This window comes from Streptomyces sp. NPDC090994 (assembly GCF_044768905.1).
GTDB lineage: Bacteria > Actinomycetota > Actinomycetes > Streptomycetales > Streptomycetaceae > Streptomyces.
In genome coordinates, this window is the sequence record NZ_JBIVWS010000035.1 from 31,195 (window position 1) to 54,936 (window position 23,742).

Genomic DNA, 23,742 nt, shown 5'->3' on the forward strand with positions numbered 1-23,742 from the left:
TGGTGAATTACTCACCGGTTGTGGAAAACTCCGTCACCCCCGCGGGTGACGTACGGACGCGTCACCCGCCCGGCAGCTCCAGATCACTCTTGTTCAGCTCCTCAATGTTCACGTCCTTGAACGTGAGGACCCGCACCTGCTTGACGAACCGAGCCGGCCGGTACATGTCCCACACCCAGGCGTCCGCCATGGACACCTCGAAGAACACCTCTCCCTGAACCGAGTGCACCTGCATCTCGTAGTCATTGGTGAGGTAGAAGCGCCGCTCGGTCTCGATCACGTATTTGAACAGACCGACGACGTCTCGATACTCCCGATAGAGCTTCAGCTCCATCTCGGTCTCGTATTTTTCGAGGTCCTCGGCGCTCATGGCATGTTCCCCTTCAGCCGTGCGATCCCACCATTGTGCGCCAGGTCCGTGAACCGCTAGACGATTTCGGTGTCAAGGGTCACCGGCCCGGCCGGTGGACCCTCGTCGAGCAGCGTGCGCAGCAGCTCGGCGAGTCTGGTCGGGTACACCGTCTCACGGGCCCGCGCCAGTTCCCGGCACGTCCACCAGCGCGCTCCCGCCACACTGCGCCGCTCCAGCTCGGTCAGCGCGGTGGCCGCGGTCGCGGTCTGGGTGGTGCGGGCCAGGTAGTACCACTCGTCCTGGTCCCAGCGGCGGCCGGCGAACGGGAAGGAGCAGCGGCGCCGCCACAGCACCGGCCCGAGGTCGACCTCGGTGATGCCGGTCTCCTCGGCGAGTTCCCTGCGGGCTGCCTCCTCGCGGGTCTCGTCGCCCTCCACGCCGCCGCCCGGGGTGAACCACCAGTCGTCGGCCGGATCGTCCGGCTCGTGGCCGTGGAGCAGCAGGACGCGGTCCTCGGGGTCGAGGAGCACGACCCGGGCCACCTTGCGCAGGCCGCCGGTGTACGTGTCCGCGGCGGGCGCCGGCAGCCCCGGTTCCGCCGCCGCGCCGGCCCGCTCCGCCTCAGCGGACACCGTCGGATCCCGTCCGGGCACGGGAACGGGCCGCCCGCTGGGCCACGGGCCCGTAGGCGGCCCCGGCGAGGATCAGCACGACCCCGGCGGCCACCGCCCCGAGGACGAGGCGCAGCGGGCCGGGCGGGGACAGGGCGCCGAGTTCCGCGAAACCGGACGGGCGGGGCAGCATGCCGTCCAGCGGCCAGACGACGGCCTCGACCCGGGCGTCCACGGCGGAGCGCGCCACGGTGCCGCCGGCCGCGTCGGTCAGGTGGGCGGTGGAGTCCAGCGAGGTACGGCGCTCGTCGCCGAGCAGGAACAGGCGTCCCTCGGGGACGGTGACGCCGGCGAAGTGGCTGCTCTCGGCCGCCGTCCCGGAGGGCAGGTACGGCTCGTCTATTTCCTTGCCGTTGACCTTGAGCTTGCCGTCCTGGCAGCAGGAGACGGTGTCGCCGCCGACCGCGACCACGCGCTTGACCATGGGGCTGTCGGCCCAGGTGGCGTCCCTGAAGACGACCACGTCACCGCGGCGCACATCGGTGCCGTCGACGCGCTCGGCCAGTATCCGGTCACCGGCGCCGACGGTCGGTGTCATCGAGTCGGTGGGCACGGTGTACGGCTGGTAGACCACCGCTCCCCAGACGAACCCGCCGAGGAACAGCACCAGCCCCAGCGCGACGACGAGACCGGACAGTCGCTGCCCGGTCCGGCTGCCGGCCGGGCCCGTGGTCGCGCCGCTCCCGCGTGGGGCCGTGTCTGTCGTGCTCTCGCCACCCATGGATCCGCACCCTACCCGGCGGACCCGGGGCGGTCAGCCCCGCGGATCCCCGGCACCGGGACGCCTCAGCGCGTCTCTGCGGCGCCGGCCCGCCGACGCCGCCACAGCACGAACGGCACGGCTCCGGCCAGGGCCAGGCCCTGGGGCGCCACCGTCAGGGCGCCGGCGGCCGACGAGGCGTCGTTCAGCGCGCTCTGGTCGAAGGTGTCCGGCACCGGAAGGGTGCTCCAGTGGTTGAGCGGCCAGGCGACGACGATGGCGCGGCCGATGACCTCGTCCACCGGGACCATGCCGCTGTTCTTGTCGGACTGGTTGTACCGGGAGTCCCGCGAGTTCTGCCGGTGGTCGCCCATGACCCACAGGTAGCCCTCGGGCACCTTGACCTTGAACTGGCCGCCCTGGTCGTCGACGCTGCACGGCGTGTTGCCCGCGTAGACGTACGACGTCTCGTCCAGGGCCGTGCCGTTGACCTTGAGCGGGCCGGTGCCCTTGCACTCGACGGTGTCGCCGCCGACGCCGACGACGCGCTTGATGAGGTCCTTCTCCTCCGCGGACGGCATCAGGCCGATCCAGCTGAGGAACGTCTGCAGGGCGTTGGGGTCGGCCGTCGGCTCGCCCGCCAGCCAGTCGGCCGGGTCGTGGAAGACGACGACCTCGCCGCGCTCGGGCTCGGAGCCGAACCAGGGCGTGAGCTTGTCGACCAGGACGCGGTCACCGATGGTGAGGGTGTTCTGCATCGACGCGGAGGGGATCGAGAAGGCCTGCACCAGGAACGTCTTGATCAGCAGCGCGAGTACCAGCGCGATGCCGATCAGGAGGGGCAGCTCCTTCCAGAAGGAGCGCTGCTTCTTGGCCGGTTTGGCGGACGGGGGCGGTGTGTCGCCCGGCCGCCGGCCGCCGGTCCCGTTCGGGCCGCCGGGGCCGTTCGCACCACCGCCGGAACCGTCCGGACCACCGGGCCCGTTCAGACCGCCGCCCGGACCGTCCGTACCACCGGACCCGCCCGGCCCGCCGGGACCGTTCGCACCACCGCCGGGACCGTTCAGACCACCAGGGCCGCTCAGACCACTAGGACCGCTCAGACCGCCAGGGCCGCCGGAGCCCACCCGGCCGTCCGTCACCGCGCCGCCGTTCCCGTCCGTCCCGGCACCGCTCCCGGGGGCCGGGGCCGCGTCCGTCGTCGGGGGGGCCGCATCCACGGGGCGCCCGCGGTCCTCCTCGCCACCGTGCCCGGACCGTGCGCCCACCGCCACATCCCCCACGCCAACTCCTTACTCCGTGCCGCCGCCTGCCCCTTGCACGGCGCAGGCCCACCACTCCCATAACGAGCGGGAGTTCCGCAGGGGTCGGGAGCTGGATCATCTCGTTCGAATGCTCGGGGGCCACACTATGCGACAGCGCGGGAGCGGCGGTCGTTCCGGAGGCCGCGTCGGCCACCGAGGCGAAGGTCTCCGGCTCCTCCAGGGTGCTCCAGTGCCCGAACGGCCAGGCGATCACCAGGGCGCGGCCGACCACCTCGTCCTCGGAGACCGTCCCGGAGTCGGTGTCCTGGTGGTAGCGGGAGTCGGCCGAATTGGCGCGGTGGTCGCCCATCACCCACAGCCGCCCCTCGGGGACGGTCACGTCGAACCGGGTGTCGGAGGGGGCGTTGCCGGGATAGAGGTAGTCGTCCTCGTCCAGCGGGACGCCGTTGACGGTGATGCGGCCCTGGGTGTCGCAGCACTTGACCCGGTCACCGCCGACCCCGACGACCCGTTTGATCAGGTCCTTCTCGTCGTCGGACGGCAGCAGGCCGATGAAGACCAGCGCCTCCTTGACCTGCTTGACGACGACGGGGTCGTCCTTCGTGGCGGTCTGCTCGTCCTGGAGCCAGCCGCCGGGGTCCCGGAAGACGACGACGTCCCCGCGCTGCGGCTCGGAGCCGAACCAGGGCGTGAGCTTGTCGACCAGGACGCGGTCGCCGATCTGGATCGTCTGCTCCATCGAGCCCGACGGGATCACGAAGGCCTGCACCAGGAACGTCTTCAGGACCAGCGCTATCACGACGGCGACCCCGACGAGGAGCGGTATCTCCTTGACGGCGCTGCGCCGGCGGCGCCGCTTGACCTTGCGCTGGAGCTTGCGCCGCTCGGCGCGACTGCGACCGCCGCCGGACGGGCCCGCCGGGCCGGACGTACGCCGTGAGCCGGTCGGCAGCAGGTTCTCCGCGGGGCTGCTGGGCGTCCCCCGGGGTTTGCCGCGGCTACCCATCCGAGTCCCCCGCGGCGGGCACGCGCGCGTAGGCGTCGGGACGGCCGAGGCCGGTGGTGTGCCCGAAGGGCCAGACGATCCAGTCGGCGCGGCCGGTCACGTCGTCCACCGGGACCATGCCGCCGCCGGGCGAGCCCAGGTGGTCGCGGGAGTCGCTGGAGCGGGCGCGGTGGTCGCCGAGGACGAAGAGGGTACCGTCCGGCACCACGACGTCGAAGCGGACCGTGGAGGGGCTGTCCCCGGGGTACAGGAAGGCCGACTCGTCGACCGACCGGCCGTTCACCTGGACCCTCCCCTCCTCGTCGCAGCAGACCACGTGGTCCCCTCCCACGCCGACGACCCGTTTGATGTAGTCACCGGTACCGAAGGTCCCGGTGCCGTCGAACACCACGATGTCGCCCCGCTGCGGCCCGGCACCGAAACGGTACGCCAACTTGTTTACGAGAACGCGGTCGCCGATCCTCAATCCGTGCTCCATGGAACCGCTGGGAATCCGGAACGGCTGGAGCACGAAAGCGGAGAGCAGCAGCAGGAACACCAGGCAGACCAGCGGGGTCAGCGTGATCCACCCGCCCGGCACCCACGCGGCGACCCCGCCCGGCTCCGCGGAAGGCTCCTGTCCGCCCCGATCCCCAGCACCCGGCCGTCCGCCCCGGAACGCGAAACGCGACCGTCCCTCCCGGGCCTCCGGATCCGGGGGTGTCCCGGAGTCGGAGGGGCGGGAGGAGCGGTCGCGCTCCGTCGGCTGTGTTTCGCTGTCCATCGGAGCCAGATGCTATCCGGCTCCGATGTGGACCTCGAAGTGCGCTCAGCTCTCGCGCTTCTCCTTGATCTTCGCGGCCTTGCCGCGCAGCTCACGGAGGTAGTACAGCTTGGCGCGACGGACGTCACCGCGGGTCACGAGCTCGATCTTCTCGACGATCGGGGTGTGCACCGGGAAGGTGCGCTCGACGCCGACGGAGAAGGAGACCTTGCGGACCGTGAAGGTCTCGCGCACGCCGGAGCCCTGGCGGCGGATCACGACGCCCTTGAACTGCTGCACACGGGAGCGGTTGCCCTCGATGACGCGGACGTGCACGTTGACCGTGTCGCCCGGGCGGAAGGCGGGGATGTCGCTGCGCAGCGACGCGGCGTCGACGGTGTCGAGCAGGTGAGACATTTCGTCTGCTTTCCTCGCTGATGCCACAGGTCATCAGCGGAAACTAGGTGTTTCGATGAGTGAGCGTCGTGCGAGCCGGACGGGCGTCGTCTCCCCCTGTGGCAGGGGCGCACGCCGGACGGGCGCACAACAGCGACCTATTCTTCCACGCCGGGTGTCCTGCGCCAAAATCGGCCGTACGGCTCCCCCGCCGGGTCCGGTTCCCAGCCCAGGATGGAGAGCATCTCCCGGTCCTTCTTGTCGAACGCCGTGGGGTCGCAGCGCTCGATCAGGTCGGGCCGGTGGGTGGTCGTGCGCTTGAGGGCCTCGTCGCGGCGCCAGCGGGCGATCTTCCCGTGGTGGCCGCTGAGCAGCACGTCGGGGATGCCGCGCCCGCGCCACACCGGCGGCTTGGTGAGGACGGGGCCCTCCAGGAGGTTGGCCATGGCGCCGGGCGCGAAGGAGTCGTCGCGGTGGGACTCGGCGTTGCCGAGGACGCCGGGCAGCAGCCGGGCCACGGCCTCGGTGACGACCAGGACGGCCGCCTCGCCGCCGGCCAGCACGTAGTCGCCGATGGACACCTCGTAGACGTCCATCCGGGTCGCGTACTCGTCGATGACGCGGCGGTCGATGCCCTCGTAGCGGGCGGGGGTGAAGACCAGCCAGGGGCGCTCGGAGAGGTGGACGGCGAGTTCCTGGGTGAAGGGCCGGCCGCTGGGCGTGGGCACGATGAGGGCGGGCGCGTGGGAGCCCGTCTCGTAGCCGTCGGCGAGCACCGTGTCCAGCGCCTCGCCCCAGGGCTCGGTCTTCATCACCATGCCGGGGCCGCCGCCGTAGGGGGTGTCGTCGACGGTGTTGTGCCGGTCGTACGTCCAGGAGCGCAGGTCGTGCACGTGGACGTCCAGCTGTCCACGCGCGCGTGCCTTGCCGACCAGGGAGACGTTCAGCGGTTCCAGGTACTCGGGGAAGATCGTGACGACGTCGAGCCTCATGCGTCGGCGTCCTGGTCGCGGGAGGAGGCGATCTCGGCCCGGTCGTCGATCAGCCCCGGCGGCGGGTCGATGACGGCCCGCTGCTCCTCCAGGTCGATCTCGGTGACGATCTCGGAGACGAACGGCACGTACACCTCGCTGCCGTCGGGCCGCTCCACCACGAAGAGGTCCTGGGTGGGCAGGTGGGAGATCTCGGTGATCCGGCCCACCTCGGTGCCGTCGGCGAGGACCACGTCGAGGTCCATCAGCTGGTGGTCGTAGTACTCGTCCTCCTCCTCGGGCAGTTCGTCCGGGTCGACCTCGGCGATGAGGAGGGTGTTGCGCAGGGCCTCGGCGCCGGTGCGGTCGGTGACGCCCTCGAAGCGCAGCAGGAGCCGGCCGCTGTGGACGCGGCCGGTGGCGATGGTGAGCGGCCCGGTGGCGGCGGGGTCGGTGGCCAGGACGGCGCCGGGCGCGAGCCGCAGTTCCGGTTCGTCGGTGCGGACCTCCACGGTGACCTCGCCCTTGATGCCATGGGCGCGGCCGATGCGAGCGACTACCAGCTGCACGGTGCTTGATCTCCTGATGTCGGATACGACTACGGGCCGGGGACGGCCCTTGAGCGGCCTTCCCCGGCCCGAGCCGGTGCTGCGTTGCGAAGCGTCAGCGGACGTGGTCCACGTCGACGAGGTCGACGCGGATGCCGCGGCCGCCGATGGCGCCCACGACGGTGCGCAGGGCGCGTGCGGTGCGGCCGTTGCGGCCGATCACCTTGCCGAGGTCGTCCGGGTGGACCCGGACCTCGAGCACGCGCCCGCGGCGCAGGGTGCGCGAGGCGACCTGCACATCGTCAGGGTTGTCGACGATGCCCTTCACGAGGTGCTCGAGAGCCTCCTCGAGCATGCTCAGGCCTCGGACGACGCGGACTCGGCGGCGGCCTCGTCCTTCTTGTCGGCCTTCTTCTTCTGGGTGATGGCCTCACCCTTGCCGTCGTCCTCGCCGCCGAAGGCGTCGAAGGACGGACGGGCCGGCTTCTCGGCGGCCACGAGCAGCGGAGCCGGGGCGGGCTCGCCCTTGAACTTCTGCCAGTCGCCGGTCTTCTTCAGGATGGCGAGCACGGGCTCGGTCGGCTGGGCGCCGACACCGAGCCAGTAGGCCACGCGCTCGGCGTCGACCTCCATCACCGACGGGTTGTACGTCGGGTGGTACTTGCCGATCTCCTCGATCGCACGGCCGTCACGGCGGGTGCGGGAGTCGGCGACGACGATGCGGTAGTGAGGCGAACGGATCTTGCCCAGACGCTTCAGCTTGATCTTGACTGCCACGGGAGTGGGTTCTCCTGGAATTGACGTGGTTGGGCACGGCGGAGATGCCGCGTGGGGTTGCGGTACCCGAGTGCCCGACGGACGCGTCAGCCGGAGGAGAGAGGGGTCCTGTGCGGCTGTCGAGTACAGCTAGCCATTGTGCCACACCCAGCGGCCCGCTTCCGGCCGAGGGTGTGGCACCGGGACGGCCGCCCTTCACCCGGCCGCCGCGCCCACCACCTCCGGGATGCGGAACGGCTTGCCGCAGCCGCCGCAGACGATCGGGGCCTGGGCGAGGACGGACGGGACGACCCGTACGTTGCGCCCGCAGTCGCAGACCGCCTTCACCCGTACGCCGCCCCCGGAGGAGCCGTGCCGGGCGGCCGGGCCGCGGAAGGTGCGGGCGGAGTCGGTCGCGGTCGCCGCCGTGTGCGCCTTCAGGGCGCGCTGGAGGCGCTCGATCGTCGGGCGGTAGCGGCGCTTGGCGTCGGGAGTGAGCGTGACCAGGGAGAAGCCGCTGCTCGGGTGCGGCTCCTCGGAGTGGTCCAGGCCCAGCTCCTCGGCGATCGCGAGGAATCTGCGGTTGTGGTAGCGGCCGGCGCGGGATGTGTCGCGGACGCCGCGCGCGGCGGCGATGCCGTGGACTGCCTCATGGAGCAGTCGTTCGAAGGAGAGCTCGTGCCCGCAGGCGGACGACGACTCTCCGATCAGGGACTCGGGCGCGGCAAGATCGGGCAGCTCGGGGTGGTGCCGCTGAATATCGGCCCACGCCTGCGCCAGCTCTGCGGCGAGAACAGGTGGTGTCGTGCTCACGTAATGACAACGACCCGGGGTGCCCCTGTGTTCCTATTCCGGGGCATCCCAAATATTTTGCTCGTACCCGTCAGTATCCGTTGATGCGTCACGACGACGACGGGTGCGCTGATCTGCGGAGAAGCCGCACAGCTCGTACCAAGGTGGTGCGTAGTCCACCGTACGCGCCGGCGTGTAGTCCGGGTCCGGGCGCTGGTGTGTGTGGGGTGTGCGCGGGCGCAAGAGACCTTTCGGCCGCCCTCGCGCCGGAAGGGCTTCCCTCAGTATGCCCGGACGATGACAGCCAAGTTACCTGGTACGTCACGGGCGTTCGGCACCGCCCCCGTCCGGGCGGCCAGACGCCCTACGGTCACGGTCCGCCGGTCGCCGCCCGTGGACCTTGACCGGAATCGCCCCGTGGGCGTGAAGCGGAGCCACCGGTTACCGGAATGTGAAATCCCGCCACTTTCCGGGGGTTCGGGCCGAAGCGGGGCCCTCTACCACTGGACGCCACGGCGAGCCCGGAGTTTCCTGGCATACGGGGGGAGCGCGGGCGCACTTCACGGGGGCCATGTATTCGGAGCGATCGGGCACAGCGGCGACACTCGGCGATTGGGGCGCTTACCTATGACACCTACGCTCGTGCGGCAGAACCAGCCTCACGCGGGTGCGAAAGCCCGCGTGGACCTGCGTGCACGCGCGCGTGACTGGTCCGAGATCCAGGAGCGGATGCTCGTACCGCTCTACGAGGCGGTCTACGAACGACTGGCCGTGGGACCCGGCACCCGCCTGCTCGGCCTGGGCTGCGGTTCCGGACTGGCCCTGCTGATGGCGGCCGCCCGGGGCGCCGCGGTCACCGGGGTGGACGCCGGCCGGGCCGAGCACCTGGCCCTGGCGCGCGAGCGGCTGCGACCGCGGGCGTGGGACGCGCCGGCGGCCGGTGACGCGGGGGCGGCCGGCGACTCGGGGGCGGCCGGCGACGCGCGGATCGTCGAGGGCTCGCCGCGGGAGGTGCGGCACGCGCGCGTACCGGCGTTCGGACTGGTGACGGCGTTCGAACCCATCGGGTGCCTCGCGGGTGACGCGGAGGGCATGGTCGAGCTGCTCGCGGAGGCGGTCCCGCTGGCCGAGCGCGGGGCGGCCGTGGTGCTGGCCGGCTGGGGGCCGCCGGAGCGGTGTGCCACCGCGTCGGTGCTGCGGGTGGCCACCAAGCTCGCGGACCCGCTGCGCAGCCCGGGCAGCTGGCGCCCCGCCCTCCGTGACGACCTGGAGGAGGTCGCCCAGCGGGCCGGGCTGAAACCGGACGGCTCGGGCCGGGTGGCCTGCCCCTTCGGGTACGCCGACGCGGACAGCGCGCTGCGCGGCCTGCTGTCCACGGGCCTGTTCGACGCGGCGATCGGCGCCACCGACCAGGCCCAGGTGGACAAGGAGGTGACGGAGGCGCTCCATCCGCACCAGCGGCCGGACGGCACGGTGTGGATGCCGAACGTCTTCCGGTACCTGATCGCGCGCACGCCCTGAGCGCCGGCCCCCGGTCTCAGCTCTGCGGGGTGTCCTTGGCCGGCCGGCCGATCCCGGCGATGCGGTAGGCGTCCGACTCGTCCAGCGTCTCGCTCGCGAGCAGCGCCTCGGCCAGCGCGTCGAGCTGTCCGCGGTGCTCACGCAGCTTGCGGCACGCCTCCTGGTAGCAGTCGTCGACGACCCGCCGCATCTCGCCGTCGATGACGTCCAGGGTCTCCGGGGCGGCGGCCAGTCCGTACGCCTGCTGGGCGTCGTCCGGCAGGGCGGACAGCCTGCCGACCTTCTCGCTCATGCCCCAGCGGCCCACCATGCCGCGGGCGATGCGGGTGACCTGTTCCAGGTCGTTCTCGGAGCCGGTGGTGATGACGCCGTAGACGACGTGCTCGGCCGCCATGCCGCCGAGCGCGCCGATGATCCGGCCGCGCAGGTACTCCTCGGTGTAGGCGTACTTGTCCGAGTCCGGCGTCGACAGCGTCACCCCGAGCGCCCGGCCGCGCGGCACGATGGTGATCTTGCGGACCGGGTCGGCGCCGGGCTGCAGCATGCCCAGCAGGGCGTGCCCGCTCTCGTGGTAGGCGGTGCGCCGCCGCTCCTCCTCGGGCATCACCAGGGGGCGTTCCGCGCCGAGCTGGACCTTCTCCAGGGCGTCGGAGAGGTCGGCGCGCGTCACCCGGTCCTGCTGCCGCTTGACGGCGAGCAGGGCGGCCTCGTTGGCGAGGTTGGCCAGTTCGGCGCCGGTCATGCCCGGGGTGGTGCGGGCGACCCGCGCGAGGTCCACGTCGTCGGCGAGCGGGATCTCACGCGTGTGGATGCGCAGGATGGCCTCGCGACCGCCGCGGTCGGGCGGGGAGACGGTGACGACCCGGTCGAAGCGGCCGGGGCGGGTCAGGGCGGGGTCGAGGATGTCGGCGCGGTTGGTGGCGGCGACGACGATCACGCCCTCGGCGCCGGAGAAGCCGTCCATCTCGGTGAGGATCTGGTTCAGCGTCTGTTCGCGCTCGTCGTGGCCGCCCATGCCGGAGCCGCCGGCCCGGGCCCGGCCGATGGTGTCGATCTCGTCGATGAAGATGATCGACGGCGCCACCTTGCGGGCCTCCGCGAACAGCTCCCGCACCCGGGAGGCGCCCACCCCGACGATCATCTCGATGAACTCGGAGGCCGACGCCGAGAAGAACGGCACCCCCGCCTCCCCCGCGACCGCCCGCGCCAGCAGCGTCTTGCCGGTGCCGGGCGGCCCGGACAGCAGCACGCCGCGCGGCATCTTGGCGCCCATCCGGCGGTAGGCGTCGGGGTTCTTCAGGAAGTCGACGACATCGCTCAGCTCGCCCTCGACCTCGTCGATGCCGGCCACGTCCGCGAACGTGGTGCGCTCCTGGCCCGGTTCCAGCTCGACCGGTTTCGGCGGCGCCTTGCGGCCGAGCATGCCGCCCGCGCCGCCGCCCAGGGCGCCCCGCATGCGGCGTGCGATGAACACCCACAGCACGACCAGGAGCAGCATCGGCGCCAGCGAGATCAGCAGGTTGGCGAGGGTGCCGCGGTGCTGGACGACCGGTTCGGCGGTCACGGTGACGTTGTTCCTGGTCAGGTCCGACCAGAGCTGGTCGTCCGCGAAGGTCGGCCGCTCGGTCTGGAACTTGGTGTACGTCCCCTCGCCCTCGGGGTTGTCCCGGGCCTTCTTCAGCTGGCCCTGGATCGCGTCGCCCTTGGCGTAGATCTTGCTGACGTTGCCCTGGTCGACCTGCTCGCTGAACTCGGTGTAGGAGATGGTCGGTTCGTCGCCGCCGTCGAAGAAGGACAGCACCAGGTTGGCGACGAGGTAGACGACCAGCGCGGCGAGGACCAGGTTCCACCAGCCGCCCCGCAGCCGACGCCCGCCGCCGGGAGGCTTCGGCGGCTCGGGGGGCGTGCCCTCGGTACGCCAGGGCGGCTCGGGGGCCTTGCGCGGCGGGGAGGGAGGGGTCATATCCGGACGTTACGACAGGAGGGGCGCGTACGCCCGCGCGGATACGTCACTGGGGGCGCCCCTCGCGCGAGGGGCGCCCCCAGTGACGTATCGCCGGAAACCGGCGACGTACCGACCCGGCGGGTCAGCCCATGAACTTCTTGAACTCGTCCGGCAGCTCGAAGTCCTGGCCGCCCTGCTGCGGCAGGCCGAGGGCGCCGCCGTTCTGCGCGGCGGCGGCGCGGCGGGCCGCCTCCTCCTGCTCCTGCTGCTTGCGCTTCATCGGGTTGCCGGAGCGCTGCTTGCCCTTGGCCTTCTTCTGCTGCTTCTTCTGCCGGCCCGGACCGCCGCCCATGCCCGGCATCCCCGGCATGCCCGGCATGCCGCCGCCCTGGGCCATGCGGGACATCATCTTGCGGGCCTCGAAGAACCGCTCGACCAGGTTCTTCACCGCGCTGACGTCGACCCCGGAGCCCTTGGCGATACGGGCCCGGCGCGAGCCGTTGATGATCGTCGGCTCCTGGCGCTCGGCCGGGGTCATCGACTTGATGATGGCGGCCGTGCGGTCGACGTCCCGCTCGTCCAGGTTGTTGATCTGGTCCTTGATCTGCCCCATGCCGGGCAGCATGCCGAGCAGCTTGGAGATGGAGCCCATCTTCCTGACCTGCTCCATCTGGGCCAGGAAGTCGTCCAGGGTGAAGTCCTGGCCCTTCTTGGACGCCAGCTTGGAGGCCATCTTCTCGGCCTCTTCCTGGCTGAACGTCTTCTCCGCCTGCTCGATCAGGGTGAGCAGGTCACCCATGTCGAGGATGCGGGAGGCCATCCGGTCCGGGTGGAAGGCGTCGAAGTCCTCCAGCTTCTCGCCGTTGGAGGCGAACATGATCGGCTTGCCGGTCACCGAGGCGATCGACAGGGCGGCACCGCCGCGCGCGTCACCGTCGAGCTTGGAGAGGACGACACCGTCGAAGCCGACGCCGTCGCGGAACGCCTCGGCGGTGTTGACGGCGTCCTGGCCGATCATCGCGTCGACGACGAAGAGGATCTCGTCGGGCGAGACCGCGTCGCGGATGTCGGCGGCCTGCTGCATCAGCTCGGCGTCGATGCCGAGGCGGCCGGCGGTGTCGACGATGACGAGGTCGTGGACCTTGGACTTGGCGAACTCGATGGAGTCCTTGGCGACCTTGACCGGGTCGCCGACGCCGTTGCCCGGCTCGGGGGCGTAGACCGCGACGCCGGCCCGCTCGGCGACGACGCTGAGCTGGTTGACGGCGTTGGGGCGCTGGAGGTCACAGGCGACCAGCAGCGGCGAGTGGCCCTGCTCCTTGAGCCAGCGGCCGAGCTTGCCCGCGAGGGTGGTCTTACCGGCACCCTGGAGACCGGCCAGCATGATCACGGTGGGCGGCTGCTTGGCGAACCGCAGCCGGCGGGTCTCGCCGCCGAGGATCGTGACCAGTTCCTCGTTGACGATCTTGAGGACCTGCTGGGCCGGGTTGAGGGCCTTGGAGACCTCGGCGCCGAGCGACCTCTCCTTGACCTTCTTGATGAAGGCCCGGACGACCGGCAGGGCCACGTCCGCTTCCAGCAGCGCGATGCGGATCTCGCGGGCCGTGGCGTCGATGTCCGCCTCGGACAGCCGCCCCTTGCCGCGCAGGCTCTTGAAAGTGGCTGAGAGGCGGTCGGAGAGAGTATCGAACACGGCGGCGTAGGTCCTCGCGTCGGCGGTGGTGTGGGTCGCCCTCCAGGGTATCCGGCCCCGCGAGCAAATCGTCCCTGCCCACTGCGGAGAGCGGGCGGAGAGCGGACGGGGAGCGCGCGGTCACCCCCGCAGCAGCTCCTCCAGCCCGCGTGCGACCGACACCGCCTCCTCCCCCGGCAGCGGCCCGCCCTCGGCGGCGGTCACGTAGAACGCGTCGACGGCGTTGGACCCCAGCGTGCCGGCGTGCGCGCTGCGCACCCGCACCCCCGCCTCCTCCAGGCCCCGCCCGATGCGGAACAGCAGCCCCGGCGCGTCCTGGGCCCGGACCTCGATCACCGTCGCGGAGCGGGAGGCCGCCGGCGCGACCGTCACCCGCGGCGGCGGCGCGACCACGCCCCGGCGGCGCGGATAGGCCGCGTCCCGTTCGGCGAGGCGGGCGGCGATGTCCAGGGAGCCGTCCAGCGCGCGGACCAGGTCGGCGCGGAGCCGGGCGGCCTGCGGCAGCGAGCCGTACTCGGCGGCGACCCGCCAGTCGAGGAGCAGGACGGAGCCGTCGACGCCGTCCGGCAGCGACAGGGAGCGCAGTTCGGCGGTGCGGACGGTCAGCCGGTGCACGGCGAGGACGCCGGCCACGGCGGGGAGCACGCCCGCCTGGTCGGGAACGGCGATCAGCAGCTCCACCCCGAGCGGTTCCTGCTCGCCCGACACCGAACCCGGCACCGAGCCCGACACCGAACCCGACACCGCGTCCGGCACCTCGGCCGGTGCCTCGGTCTGCGCGCGCAGCGCCAGCACCGGGCCGCCCGTGCGGAACGCCTCCAGGGCGAGCCGCTCCTGCTCGGCGGTGGGCGCGGCGGCCTCCGGGTCCTCCAGGGGGTCTCCGGACAGCACCGCGGAGACCCGTTTGACCAGGTCGGCGACGAGGGAACCGCGCCAGGCGGACCAGGCGGCGGGCCCGGTGGCGAGGGCGTCCGCCTCGGTGAGGGCGTGCAGCAGTTCCAGCGTGCCCTGGGTGCCGACCGCCTCGGCGACCGCCCGTACGGTGGCGGGGTCGTCGAGGTCGCGCCGGGTGGCGGTCTCGATGAGCAGCAGGTGGTGGCGTACGAGGGTGGCCAGGACGGCGGCGTCGGCGTGGTCGAAGCCGATCCGGACGGCCACGTCCTTGGCGATGATCTCGCCGGCCACCGAGTGGTCGCCGGGCCAGCCCTTGCCGATGTCGTGCAGCAGGGCGGCGACCAGCAGCAGGTCGGGGCGGTGGACGCGGCGGGTGAACGAGGAGGCGCGCACCGCCGTCTCGATGAGGTGCCGGTCGACGGTCCACACGTGCACGGCGTTGCGCTGGGGGCGGCAGCGCACCCGCTCCCAGTCGGGCAGCAGCCGGGTGATCAGGCCCTCGGCCTCCAGGGCCTCCCAGACCTCGACGGTGGGGCGGCCGGAGCCGAGCAGGGTGACGAGCTGCTCGCGGGCCTCGGCGGGCCAGGGCGTGGGCAGGGGGCGCACGGTGGCGGCGAGGCGGCGTACGGCGTGCAGGGAGAGCGGGAGACCGGACTGCGCGGCGGCGGCCGCGGCGCGCAGCGGGAGGACGGGGTCGCGTTCGGGGCGTGCGGCGCGGGCGAGCACCACCTCGCCGTCCTGTTCCACGACGCCCTCGGCGAGCGGGGAGCGCTCGGGCGCGGGCTTGCCGCCCCCCAGCATGGCGCGCAGCCGGGGCCGTACCGACCGCGCCCGCAGCACCCGCCCCACCTCGCGCCAGGTGACGTCACTGGCGTACGAGACGAGGCGCGCGGCCTCGTAGACCTGGCGGAGCAGGGTGTCGGCGTCGAGGAGGCCGAGTTCGGCGGCGACCTGGTCCTGTTCCTGCAAGGCGAGCCGGTCGGTGGCGCGGCCCGTCGTCAGGTGCAGGGCGTCGCGGACGTCGAGGAGGCGGCGGCGGGCGTCGGCGAGACCCTCGCGCGGGGCGTCGGCGAGCCAGGAGGCGGCGACGGCGCGCAGGGCGGTGGCGTCGCGGAGGCCGCCGCGCGCCTCCTTCAGGTCGGGTTCCAGCAGGTACTGCAGCTCGCCCTGGCGTTCGGCGCGCTCGGCGCAGAGTTCCTGGAGTTCGGGCAGGCGCTTGGGGGCCTGGTTGCGCCAGTCCGCGAGGACCGTCGTACGCAGCGCGGCGGTCAGGCCGAGGTCGCCGGCGAGGTGGCGGGCGTCGAGGAGACCGAGGTGGACCTTGAGGTCGTCGCCGGCCGTCCTGCGCGCCTCGGCCGGGGTGCGGACCGAGTGGTCGAGGGCGAGGCCGAGGTCCCAGACCGGGTACCAGAGGCGGTCGGCGAGGGCGGCGACCGCCTTGTCGTCGTGGCCGTCGTGCAGCAGGAGCAGGTCGAGGTCGCTGCGCGGGGAGAGTTCACCGCGCCCGTATCCGCCGACCGCGACCAGCGACACGCCCCGCAGTCCCTCGGCCCCGGTGTCGAAGAGGCCGGTGAGCCAGTCGTCGGTCAGCGCGGAGAGGGCGGAACGGCGCGGCGGCCCGGACCGCGCCCCCTCGGTGAGGAGGCGCAGCCGGGCCGCCGCGTAGCCGCTGGGTCCCGAGTCCTCTGTTTCGTTCGCCACGTCCGTGCTCGTCACCCAGCGACTCCTGTTCGTCCGTCGTGTCGGAGAGCGTCCGTGTCAGAGGGCGTCCGGGCCGCGCTCGCCGGTGCGGACCCGGACGGCCGTCTCGACGGGGACCGCCCAGACCTTGCCGTCACCGATCTTGCCGGTGCGGGCGGCCTTGACGACGACCTCGATGAGCTGTTCGGCGTCGTCGTCCTCGACCAGCACCTCGATGCGGATCTTGGGGACCAGGTCGACGGTGTACTCGGCGCCCCGGTAGACCTCGGTGTGGCCGCGCTGGCGGCCGTAGCCGCTGGCCTCGGTGACGGTCAGGCCCTGTACTCCGAAGGCCTGGAGGGCTTCCTTGATCTCGTCGAGCCGGTGCGGCTTGACGACGGCGGTGATGAGCTTCATGCGTCCACCTTCTTGCTCTCGGCGCCGACGACGGTCGTGGGCAGGGCACTGGTGCGGGCGGCCCCGCCGCCGGCGCCGCTGAAGTCGTATGCGGTCTCGGCGTGCTCGGCCTGGTCGATGCCGGCCACCTCGACGTCCTCGGATACCCGCATGCCGATCGTCTTGTCCAGCAGGAAGGCGAGGACCGCGGAGACGACCAGGGAGTAGGCGAGGACGCCGAAGACACCGGCGCACTGCTTCCAGAACTGGTCGAGGCCGCCGCCGTAGAAGAGGCCCGCGACGTCGGACTGGCCCTTGCCGGTGGCGAAGAAGCCGATGAGCAGGGAGCCGAGGATGCCGCCGACCATGTGGACGCCGACGACGTCGAGGGAGTCGTCGTAGCCGAACTTGTACTTGAGGCCGACGGCCATGGCGCAGACGACACCGGCGATGACGCCGACCGCGATCGCGCCGAGCGGGGAGACCGCGCCGCCGGCCGGGGTGATGGCGACCAGGCCGGAGACCGCGCCGGAGGCGGCACCGAGGGTGGTGAAGGCGCCGTGCCGGATCTTCTCGTAGGCGAGCCAGCCGAGGACGGCGGCGCCGGTGGCGATCTGGGTGTTGACGAACATCAGCGCGCCGACGCCGTCGTCGTTGCCGAGCCAGGAGCCGGCGTTGAAGCCGAACCAGCCGAACCACAGCAGACCGGCGCCGAGCATGACCAGCGGCAGGTTGTGCGGGCGCATCGGGTCCTTCTTGAAGCCGACCCGCTTGCCGATGACGAGGATGACGCCGAGCGCCGCGGCACCGGCGTTGATGTGCACGGCTGTACCGCCGGCGAAGTCGATCACGCCCAGTTCGAAGGCCCAGCCGCCCGCGCCCCAGACCCAGTGGGCGACCGGGAAGTACACGATCGTGGCCCACAGGGCGACGAACAGCGCCCACGCCGTGAACTTCACGCGGTCCGCGAGGGCGCCGCTGATCAGGGCGGGGGTGAGGACGGCGAACATCAGCTGGAAGACCAGGAAGACGAAGACCGGGATGGTGTAGCCGTCCCACAGCTCGGTCAGGCCGATGTCGCTCAGGCCCACCCAGTCGGAGTTCCAGCCGATGACCGAGCCGGAGTCCGTGCCGAACGCCATGGAGAACCCGTACAGCACCCACAGGACGGTGACGATGCCGAGGCTGATGAAGCTCATCATCAGCATGTTCAGCGTGCTCTTGACCCGGACCATGCCTCCGTAGAAGAAGGCCAGGCCGGGGGTCATGAGCATCACCAGGGCGGAACAGATGAGCATGAACCCTGTGTTGGCGGCAGAGAGCGTCGGCGCCTCTGCGGCAAGGGTGATGGCTGGTGCCATCGGCGTCTCCTCGTCGTTGGTACGGCCCCGTGCGGGCGGAAGCCTGGGCGGAGTGAGGGGTGGGCCGGTTATGCGCCATGAGACTGGCGCAGCGCGGTTTCGTTGGGCGCCCCTCGTTGTTTCGCCGCCGTGACGAAGACACCGTGCGTGTTACGCGTCGATGAACTGCCTGATCTCGGTACGGGCGATCGTTGTCGTGGCGCAACCTGCGCAGGCCGGCCGCGGCGGGCCCTCCGGTGACCTGGCGTGGGGGGAGCCGAGTCGGGCAGTTCGGGAGGGCCGGCCGCGGCCGGGGTTCGTGGGGTTTCCCGGGGGTTCAGACCGCCTCGGCGGTCTCCGGGAGTTCCTTGGCGAGCAGATCGGTGAGGTCGACGACGTCGGCCAGATCGCCGAAGTCGCGTACGGCCGTGTCGACGGTCTTGCGGATACGGGTGTTGACGCGTTCGGAGCGGACCTTCTTGGCGATCCCGATGGCGTCGGTGGCGAGGGCGGCGCCCTGCTCGGGCTCGCGGCGCAGCAGGTGCACGGTGGCCAGGCCGATCAGGTTGAGCGCGTAGGACCGCTGGTGCTCGTCGTCCTCGGCGAACAGGCTGACGGCCCGCTTCATCAGGGGCTCGGCCAGTGAGGCGTAGGCGGGGCTGCGGCCGGCGACGTAGGCGAGGTCGCGGAAGGAGTGGCTGTTCTCGCCGTGCAGTTCGGCCGCGGAGAAGAAGCGGATCCAGTCGGGATCCGGCTCGTCCCACTCGTCGGCGTCCGCGAAGATGTCCTCGGCCATCCGCACGGCCCGCTGGGTGCGTCCGGGCTGCCCCATGTTGGCGTAGGCGCGGGCCTCCATCGCATACAGCATGGACTGGGTGCGCGGACTCGCGCAGTCCCGGCTGCCGTACTGGGCGAGGTGGATCAGCTCCAGCGCGTCGTCGGGCCGGCCGAGGTGGATCATCTGGCGGCTCATGCTGGACAGGATGTACGAGCCGAGCGGCCGGTCCCCCGCCTCCTTGGCGGCGTGCAGCGCGAGCACGAAGTACTTCTGCGCGGTGGGCTGGAGCCCGACGTCGTACGACATCCAGCCGGCCAGCTCGGCCAGCTCGGCGGCGACCTTGAACAGCTTGACGCGGGTGGCCTCCGGCTGGGGTTCCTGGAGGAGGTCGGTCACCTCGTGCAGCTGGCCGACGACCGCCTTGCGGCGCAGGCCGCCGCCGCACTGGGCGTCCCACCGCCGGAACATCACGGTGGTGGTCTCCAGCAGGTCCAGCTCGGGCTTGGACAGCCGGCCCCGGGCGCGCCCGGCGGGCACCGGCTCGGGCTCCGGCGCGGCGGGCGGGGGCGTGGGCACGAGCCAGCGCTGCATGGGTTCGATGAGGGACGGGCCCGCGGAGAGGGCCAGCGAGGTCCCGAGGAAGCCGCGCCGCGCCAGCATCAGGTCGCTGCGCGAGAACTCGCTGAGCAGGGCCACGGTCTGCGGGCCCGTCCAGGGCAGGTCGACGCCGGTGGCGGAGGGGGCCGGGCGGCCGGTGCGCAGGCCCAGGTCCTCGACGGAGACGACGACGCCGAAACGCTCGGAGAACAGCTCCGAGAGGATCTTCGGGATGGGCTCGCGGGGGTTCTCGCCGTCCAGCCAGCGGCGTACGCGGGAGGTGTCGGTGGAGATGTGTTTGGCGCCCAGCCGGCGGGCCTGGCGGTTGACCTGACGGGCCAGCTCGCCCTTGGACCAGCCGCTGCGCACGAACCACGAGGTGAGCAACTCGTTGGGACGCTTGTCGGCGTGCCCGGGGTGTGCAGCGTCCCCCGCGCTCGTTCCGCCGCCACCGTTGCCGCTCACTGGAACGCCCCCATCCCTCAAGACCACCTGCCGCCGAGTGCGCCAAGCCCTATCAGGATGCCGCTGTTCGGACCGTCCGTCCCAGGGTTGTCACTCTTCGAACGGAAAGCCGAGTTGCCTCCGGCATACCCACACGCGCATGTGCCCCCAGGCTCCATGCACACAAAGTAATTTCACGATCACGCGTATGGCCATGGCGATTCCGTAAACGCCACCATTCGCCACCCCTGCGCATGAACTCGTGGCACGGGCCTCGCGATTCACTTGACATCGGCCACTCGGGAGTGGGTGCAACGGAGCACGGCAGGGGCGCGCGTCGCCGGACGCACCACCCGGGATGCTTCCAGGCGCCGTCTGAAACGCTCGGCACTGGGGAGGTGGGAACAGAGAGTCACCGCGCGCACCCACTTCGTAACCATCGGTGCGCCGAACCCGTTGGAGGGGGCATGGGCTTCACGATCGGCAGCAGTCGGGGGATTCGCGACCTCCGGACCGCCGCGCGGCGCCGCGGCCGCCCGTCGGAGTGCACGGCCGTGGCCGAGTTCACCGGCCTGTGGGGGTGGGACGCGGTGCCGGGGGCGCGGGCCGCCGGGGGCGCCTGCTCCTGCGGCCGCGCCGACTGCCCGGCGCCGGGCGCGCACCCGCTGGACTTCGCGCCCGAGGTACCCGCCGGATCGACGCTGGACGAGGTGAGCGAGGCGTGGGCGCGGTTCCCGGGCGCCTCGGTGATGCTGCCGGTCGGCCGGACGTTCGACGTGATCGAGGTGGCCGAGCCCGCGGGCTGCCGGGCGCTGGCCCGGCTGGAGCGCATGGGGCTGCCGGTCGGCCCGGTCACGGCGACCCCGCAGGGCCGCGCCCACTTCTTCGTCGCCCCCGGCGCCGCCGCCGAGCTGCCCCGGCTGCTCTACCGGATGGGCTGGGACGCGCCCTCCGCCCTCGATCTGCGCGGCCTCGGCCGGGGCGCGCACATCACCGCCCCGCCCTCCGACCGCGGCGGCCGGGGCCCGGTGCGGTGGCTGCGCCCGCCGGCCCTGGACTCGGCGACCCGGCCGCCGGAGGCGCGGCTGCTGCTGGGGACCCTGGCATACGTGGCACACCGGTCCCGGGGGTAGCGGCGGCGGTCACCTGGAGACGTACCGGGTGTACTGGGCGTACTGGGCGTACTGGCTCCTGACGCCCGGAAGCGCCCGTCCCCCGAGGGGGCGGGCGCTTCCGGTGTGGGCGGAGGAAGCGTTTCAGTCACCGATCAGCGCGTCCACGAACGCCTCCGGCTCGAACGGCGCCAGGTCGTCCGCGCCCTCGCCGAGGCCGATCAGCTTGACCGGCACGCCCAGCTCGCGCTGGACGGCGACCACGATGCCGCCCTTGGCCGTGCCGTCCAGCTTGGTGAGCACGATGCCGGTGATGTCCACGACCTCGGCGAAGACCCGGGCCTGGATCAGACCGTTCTGGCCGGTGGTGGCGTCGAGCACGAGCAGCACCTCGTCGAGCGGGGCGTGCTTCTCCACCACGCGCTTGACCTTGCCCAGCTCGTCCATGAGGCCGGTCTTGGTGTGCAGCCGGCCCGCGGTGTCGATCAGGACGACGTCGGAGCCGGTCTCCTTGCCCTCCTTGACCGCGTCGAAGGCGACGGAGGCCGGGTCGCCGCCCTCGGGGCCGCGCACGGTGTGGGCGCCGACCCGCTCGCCCCAGGTCTGGAGCTGGTCGGCGGCGGCGGCCCGGAAGGTGTCGGCGGCGCCCAGGACGACGCTGCGGCCGTCGGCGACCAGGACCCGGGCGAGCTTGCCGGTGGTGGTGGTCTTGCCGGTGCCGTTGACGCCGACGACCATCACGATGCCGGGCTTGCCCGCGGGGGGCTCGGTCTTGACCGCGCGGTCCATGTCGGGGCCGACCAGGGTGATCAGCTCCTCGCGCAGCAGCCCCCGCAGCTCCTCCGGGGTGCGGGTGCCGAGGACGCGGACGCGCTCGCGCAGCCGCTCGACCAGTTCCTGGGTGGGCCGCACGCCGACGTCGGCGGTGAGCAGCGTGTCCTCGATCTCCTCCCAGGTGTCCTCGTCGAGGTGCTCGCGGGAGAGCAGCGTGAGCAGGCCCTTGCCGAGCGCGCTCTGCGAACGGGAGAGGCGGGAACGGAGCCGGACCAGTCGGCCGGCGGTGGGCTCGGGGACCTCGAGCGGAGGTACTTCGAGCTCTTCGACGACGGGCGGCTCGGCGAGGGTGGCGCCGCTGCCGCTCGGGAGGTCGACCTCCTCTATCGTCCGGCGCGTTTCGTCGCGCGGTGTCTCGGCCTCTTCGCCGACGTGCGGCTCGGCCGGAGGGGCGGTGAGGTCAGGCGCGGCGGGCGGCGGCTTCGGCAGCGGCTTCTTACGGCGGCTGCCGACGACCAGCCCGCCGATCGCGCCGATCACGACCACGGCGATGACTACAGCAAGGATGACGATGTCCATAACGGCTCCAGTATCAGCCATGGCCCCTGTCGGTCAGGGCCCCGCGGCACACCCGTCTTGGCACTTCCTCCAAGGGACAAAGGTCACTGGTGGGACGCGATGGGAGCAAAGTACGATGGCGGGGCCCGCAGCGACGCGCGTAGATCACCCGACCGCCGCCCGTCCCTCCCCCACGAGGCACGGGCCCCTTGAGGCACGGACACCCCCACATGAGCGAAACCGCCGCCGCGCCCGACGGCGCCCACGGCCTGGAGACCCGCGGCATCGAGCAGGTGCCCGATCACGAACGCACGGCCCGCGTCCGCGGGCTCTTCCCGACCTGGGTCGGCGCCAACATCAGCGTGCTGCTGCTCACGATGGGCGCGAGCCTGGTCGTGGCGTACCGCCTCGGCTTCTGGCAGGCGGTGGTCGTCGCGGTGTGCGCGCCCGTCGTCTCGTACGGACTGGTCGGGCTGATCGGCATCGCCGGCAAGCGCGGCGGGGCGCCCGGGATGGCGCTGTCCCGGGCGGTGTTCGGGCAGCGGGGCAATCTGCTGCCCGGTGCGCTGATCTGGGTGGCCCGCTGGGGCTGGGAGACGATCAACGCGGTGACCGGCGCGTACGCGCTGCTCACGGTGCTGGACATCCTGTTCGGCGTGCGGGCCAACGCCCTGCTGGACATGGTGACGCTGCTGGCCTTCGTGATCGCGACGTTCGCGATCTCGGGGCTCGGCATCAACGCCGTGCAGAGATGCAACAAGTACGCGGCCTACCTCTTCGGCGCCTTCTCGGTGCTGGTGCTCGCCTATCTGGTCGCGGAGACCGACTGGTCGGCGGTCTTCGGCCGGCCCGCCGGGTCGGTGGCCGCGATGATCACCGGGATCGGCCTGATCGCGGCGGGCGGTGTCAGCTGGATCCCGTCCGCCCCGGACTTCACGCGCTACCTGCCGCGTACCGCGTCCGCGAAGGGGATCGTGGGCGTGACGGTCGGCGGCGCCGGGATCGTCGTACTCCCGATGGTGCTGATGGGCGCGGTGATGGCGGTCTCCACGCCGGACCTGGCCTCGACGGCCGACCCGGTCTCCTTCCTCGGGGAGATCCTGCCGACCTGGATCGCGGTGCCGTACCTGCTGATCGCGCTGATCGGCATGCTGCTGATCAACGCCATGTCGATGTACTCGGCGGGCTTCACCGCGCAGACCCTCGGCTTCAAGGTGCCGCGCCACTGGGCGGTGTCGGTGAACGCGGTGATCTCGCTCGTCTTCGGCAGCGTGCTGATGCTGGCGGCGACCAGCTTCCTGGGGTCCTTCACCGCGTTCCTGTCGCTGCTGGCGGTCGCCTTCTCGGCCTGGGTCGGCGTCTTCGGCGCGGACATGCTGCGCCGGCGGGAGTACGACGGCGCGGCCCTCTCCGACACGGGGCGCACCAGCGCGTACTGGTACCGGGGCGGCTTCTCCCCCGCCGCGGTGACCGCGTGGGCCGTGGGTCTGGCGACGGGCCTGATGTTCACCACGTCGGACTGGTTCACCGGCCCGCTGGCCGGCAACAACGTCATCGGCGAGTACGGGCTCGGCTGGGTCGCCACGATCGTGGTCTCCGGCCTGCTGTACGTGGTGCTGCCCAAGCCGGCGGTGGCGGTCCCGGCGGAGCGGGGCGGGGAGCCGCAGCCGCTGCCGCTCTGACGCTCGGTCCGGCCGGCCCGGCGTGCGCCCCCAAGCGCGGCACGCCGGGCCGGTCCGCGTCCGGGCGCGGCCGACGGCTGGCGTTCCTCGGCCGCGCCCGGACCACGGGCCCTGCGGATTCGGGGAGCC

At 72.2% G+C, this 23,742-nt stretch carries 22 protein-coding genes; 3 read left to right on the top strand and 19 right to left on the bottom strand.

The window, feature by feature from the left end; genetic code table 11:
• Positions 1-61: 61 nt before the first annotated feature.
• The 12 genes from ACIQR3_RS36180 to ACIQR3_RS36235 form a co-directional block, all read right to left on the bottom strand.
• Positions 62-370 (bottom strand): DUF2469 domain-containing protein, encoded by a 309-nt coding sequence (locus ACIQR3_RS36180; protein ID WP_003965949.1) that lies wholly within the window; start codon positions 368-370, stop codon positions 62-64.
• A 56-nt stretch (positions 371-426) separates the two neighbouring features.
• Positions 427-939 (bottom strand): NUDIX hydrolase, encoded by a 513-nt coding sequence (locus tag ACIQR3_RS36185; protein ID WP_403545569.1) that lies wholly within the window; start codon positions 937-939, stop codon positions 427-429.
• 34 nt (positions 940-973) lie between these two features.
• The gene (lepB, locus tag ACIQR3_RS36190) at positions 974-1,744 is read right to left on the bottom strand and encodes a signal peptidase I (RefSeq protein ID WP_403545536.1); all 771 of its coding nucleotides are present in this window, start codon (positions 1,742-1,744) and stop codon (positions 974-976) included.
• A 65-nt stretch (positions 1,745-1,809) separates the two neighbouring features.
• Positions 1,810-2,712: a signal peptidase I gene (gene lepB / locus ACIQR3_RS36195; RefSeq protein WP_403545570.1), complete on the bottom strand. Its 903-nt coding sequence runs from the start codon at positions 2,710-2,712 to the stop codon at positions 1,810-1,812.
• 100 nt (positions 2,713-2,812) lie between these two features.
• A complete protein-coding gene (gene lepB, locus ACIQR3_RS36200; RefSeq protein WP_403545538.1) occupies positions 2,813-3,994 on the bottom strand; it encodes a signal peptidase I in 1,182 nt (393 codons plus the stop codon).
• Entirely contained in the window at positions 3,987-4,757 is a 771-nt protein-coding gene (gene lepB / locus ACIQR3_RS36205; protein ID WP_403545539.1) for a signal peptidase I, read from the bottom strand. The genes lepB (ACIQR3_RS36200) and lepB (ACIQR3_RS36205) overlap by 8 nt, the downstream gene beginning before the upstream one ends.
• Before the next feature lie 45 nt (positions 4,758-4,802).
• Positions 4,803-5,153, bottom strand: coding sequence for a 50S ribosomal protein L19 (rplS, locus tag ACIQR3_RS36210; RefSeq protein WP_070022289.1), 351 nt, complete (start codon positions 5,151-5,153; stop codon positions 4,803-4,805).
• Positions 5,154-5,290: 137 nt separating this feature from the next.
• On the bottom strand, positions 5,291-6,124 hold the full coding sequence (trmD, locus tag ACIQR3_RS36215) for a tRNA (guanosine(37)-N1)-methyltransferase TrmD (protein WP_403545540.1): 834 nt from the start codon (positions 6,122-6,124) through the stop codon (positions 5,291-5,293).
• Positions 6,121-6,672 carry a ribosome maturation factor RimM gene (rimM, locus tag ACIQR3_RS36220; protein WP_215164535.1) on the bottom strand — a complete coding sequence of 184 codons (552 nt, stop codon included), beginning with the start codon at positions 6,670-6,672 and terminating at the stop codon, positions 6,121-6,123. Before rimM ends, trmD begins: the two co-directional genes overlap by 4 nt.
• Before the next feature lie 94 nt (positions 6,673-6,766).
• Complete coding sequence (locus ACIQR3_RS36225; RefSeq protein WP_189419670.1) at positions 6,767-7,006, bottom strand: RNA-binding protein; 240 nt, start codon at positions 7,004-7,006, stop codon at positions 6,767-6,769.
• 2 nt (positions 7,007-7,008) lie between these two features.
• On the bottom strand, positions 7,009-7,428 hold the full coding sequence (rpsP, locus tag ACIQR3_RS36230; RefSeq protein WP_215164536.1) for a 30S ribosomal protein S16: 420 nt from the start codon (positions 7,426-7,428) through the stop codon (positions 7,009-7,011).
• A 195-nt stretch (positions 7,429-7,623) separates the two neighbouring features.
• Positions 7,624-8,220 (bottom strand): hypothetical protein, encoded by a 597-nt coding sequence (locus ACIQR3_RS36235; RefSeq protein WP_403545542.1) that lies wholly within the window; start codon positions 8,218-8,220, stop codon positions 7,624-7,626.
• A 606-nt stretch (positions 8,221-8,826) separates the two neighbouring features.
• Here ACIQR3_RS36235 and ACIQR3_RS36240 point away from each other — a divergent pair.
• Complete coding sequence (locus ACIQR3_RS36240) at positions 8,827-9,720, top strand: SAM-dependent methyltransferase (protein ID WP_403545544.1); 894 nt, start codon at positions 8,827-8,829, stop codon at positions 9,718-9,720.
• 16 nt (positions 9,721-9,736) lie between these two features.
• On the opposite strand, the gene ftsH is transcribed toward ACIQR3_RS36240, so the two are convergent.
• The 6 genes from ftsH to ACIQR3_RS36270 form a co-directional block, all read right to left on the bottom strand.
• Positions 9,737-11,683, bottom strand: a complete 1,947-nt coding sequence (ftsH, locus tag ACIQR3_RS36245) for an ATP-dependent zinc metalloprotease FtsH (RefSeq protein ID WP_403545545.1) — start codon at positions 11,681-11,683, stop codon at positions 9,737-9,739.
• Positions 11,684-11,807: 124 nt separating this feature from the next.
• Positions 11,808-13,358, bottom strand: coding sequence for a signal recognition particle protein (gene ffh, locus ACIQR3_RS36250; RefSeq protein ID WP_403545547.1), 1,551 nt, complete (start codon positions 13,356-13,358; stop codon positions 11,808-11,810).
• Positions 13,359-13,478: 120 nt separating this feature from the next.
• Positions 13,479-15,968, bottom strand: a complete 2,490-nt coding sequence (locus ACIQR3_RS36255; protein WP_403545549.1) for a [protein-PII] uridylyltransferase — start codon at positions 15,966-15,968, stop codon at positions 13,479-13,481.
• A 42-nt stretch (positions 15,969-16,010) separates the two neighbouring features.
• Entirely contained in the window at positions 16,011-16,349 is a 339-nt protein-coding gene (locus tag ACIQR3_RS36260; protein ID WP_215164542.1) for a P-II family nitrogen regulator, read from the bottom strand.
• The gene (locus ACIQR3_RS36265; RefSeq protein WP_403545551.1) at positions 16,346-17,689 is read right to left on the bottom strand and encodes an ammonium transporter; all 1,344 of its coding nucleotides are present in this window, start codon (positions 17,687-17,689) and stop codon (positions 16,346-16,348) included. The genes ACIQR3_RS36260 and ACIQR3_RS36265 overlap by 4 nt, the downstream gene beginning before the upstream one ends.
• Before the next feature lie 316 nt (positions 17,690-18,005).
• Positions 18,006-19,508, bottom strand: coding sequence for a hypothetical protein (locus ACIQR3_RS36270; RefSeq protein WP_403545552.1), 1,503 nt, complete (start codon positions 19,506-19,508; stop codon positions 18,006-18,008).
• Positions 19,509-19,954: 446 nt separating this feature from the next.
• Here ACIQR3_RS36270 and ACIQR3_RS36275 point away from each other — a divergent pair, with 446 nt between their 5' ends.
• Positions 19,955-20,620 carry a bifunctional DNA primase/polymerase gene (locus ACIQR3_RS36275; protein WP_403545553.1) on the top strand — a complete coding sequence of 222 codons (666 nt, stop codon included), beginning with the start codon at positions 19,955-19,957 and terminating at the stop codon, positions 20,618-20,620.
• A gap of 123 nt (positions 20,621-20,743) precedes the next feature.
• On the opposite strand, the gene ftsY is transcribed toward ACIQR3_RS36275, so the two are convergent.
• Complete coding sequence (gene ftsY / locus ACIQR3_RS36280; RefSeq protein WP_403545555.1) at positions 20,744-21,952, bottom strand: signal recognition particle-docking protein FtsY; 1,209 nt, start codon at positions 21,950-21,952, stop codon at positions 20,744-20,746.
• Positions 21,953-22,161: 209 nt separating this feature from the next.
• Between ftsY and ACIQR3_RS36285 the strand changes: the two genes are divergently transcribed.
• Positions 22,162-23,613 carry a cytosine permease gene (locus tag ACIQR3_RS36285; protein ID WP_403545557.1) on the top strand — a complete coding sequence of 484 codons (1,452 nt, stop codon included), beginning with the start codon at positions 22,162-22,164 and terminating at the stop codon, positions 23,611-23,613.
• Positions 23,614-23,742 lie beyond the last annotated feature (129 nt).

Coding starts and splice junctions, on each gene's coding strand:
- ACIQR3_RS36180 (WP_003965949.1), bottom strand. CDS start 370: ATGAGCGCCGAGGACCTCGAAAAATACGAGACCGAGATGGAGCTGAAG.
- lepB (WP_403545536.1), bottom strand. CDS start 1,744: ATGGGTGGCGAGAGCACGACAGACACGGCCCCACGCGGGAGCGGCGCG.
- lepB (WP_403545538.1), bottom strand. CDS start 3,994: ATGGGTAGCCGCGGCAAACCCCGGGGGACGCCCAGCAGCCCCGCGGAG.
- lepB (WP_403545539.1), bottom strand. CDS start 4,757: ATGGACAGCGAAACACAGCCGACGGAGCGCGACCGCTCCTCCCGCCCC.
- rplS (WP_070022289.1), bottom strand. CDS start 5,153: ATGTCTCACCTGCTCGACACCGTCGACGCCGCGTCGCTGCGCAGCGAC.
- trmD (WP_403545540.1), bottom strand. CDS start 6,124: ATGAGGCTCGACGTCGTCACGATCTTCCCCGAGTACCTGGAACCGCTG.
- ACIQR3_RS36225 (WP_189419670.1), bottom strand. CDS start 7,006: ATGCTCGAGGAGGCTCTCGAGCACCTCGTGAAGGGCATCGTCGACAAC.
- ACIQR3_RS36240 (WP_403545544.1), top strand. CDS start 8,827: ATGACACCTACGCTCGTGCGGCAGAACCAGCCTCACGCGGGTGCGAAA.
- ftsH (WP_403545545.1), bottom strand. CDS start 11,683: ATGACCCCTCCCTCCCCGCCGCGCAAGGCCCCCGAGCCGCCCTGGCGT.
- ACIQR3_RS36260 (WP_215164542.1), bottom strand. CDS start 16,349: ATGAAGCTCATCACCGCCGTCGTCAAGCCGCACCGGCTCGACGAGATC.
- ACIQR3_RS36265 (WP_403545551.1), bottom strand. CDS start 17,689: ATGGCACCAGCCATCACCCTTGCCGCAGAGGCGCCGACGCTCTCTGCC.
- ACIQR3_RS36275 (WP_403545553.1), top strand. CDS start 19,955: ATGGGCTTCACGATCGGCAGCAGTCGGGGGATTCGCGACCTCCGGACC.
- ftsY (WP_403545555.1), bottom strand. CDS start 21,952: ATGGACATCGTCATCCTTGCTGTAGTCATCGCCGTGGTCGTGATCGGC.
- ACIQR3_RS36285 (WP_403545557.1), top strand. CDS start 22,162: ATGAGCGAAACCGCCGCCGCGCCCGACGGCGCCCACGGCCTGGAGACC.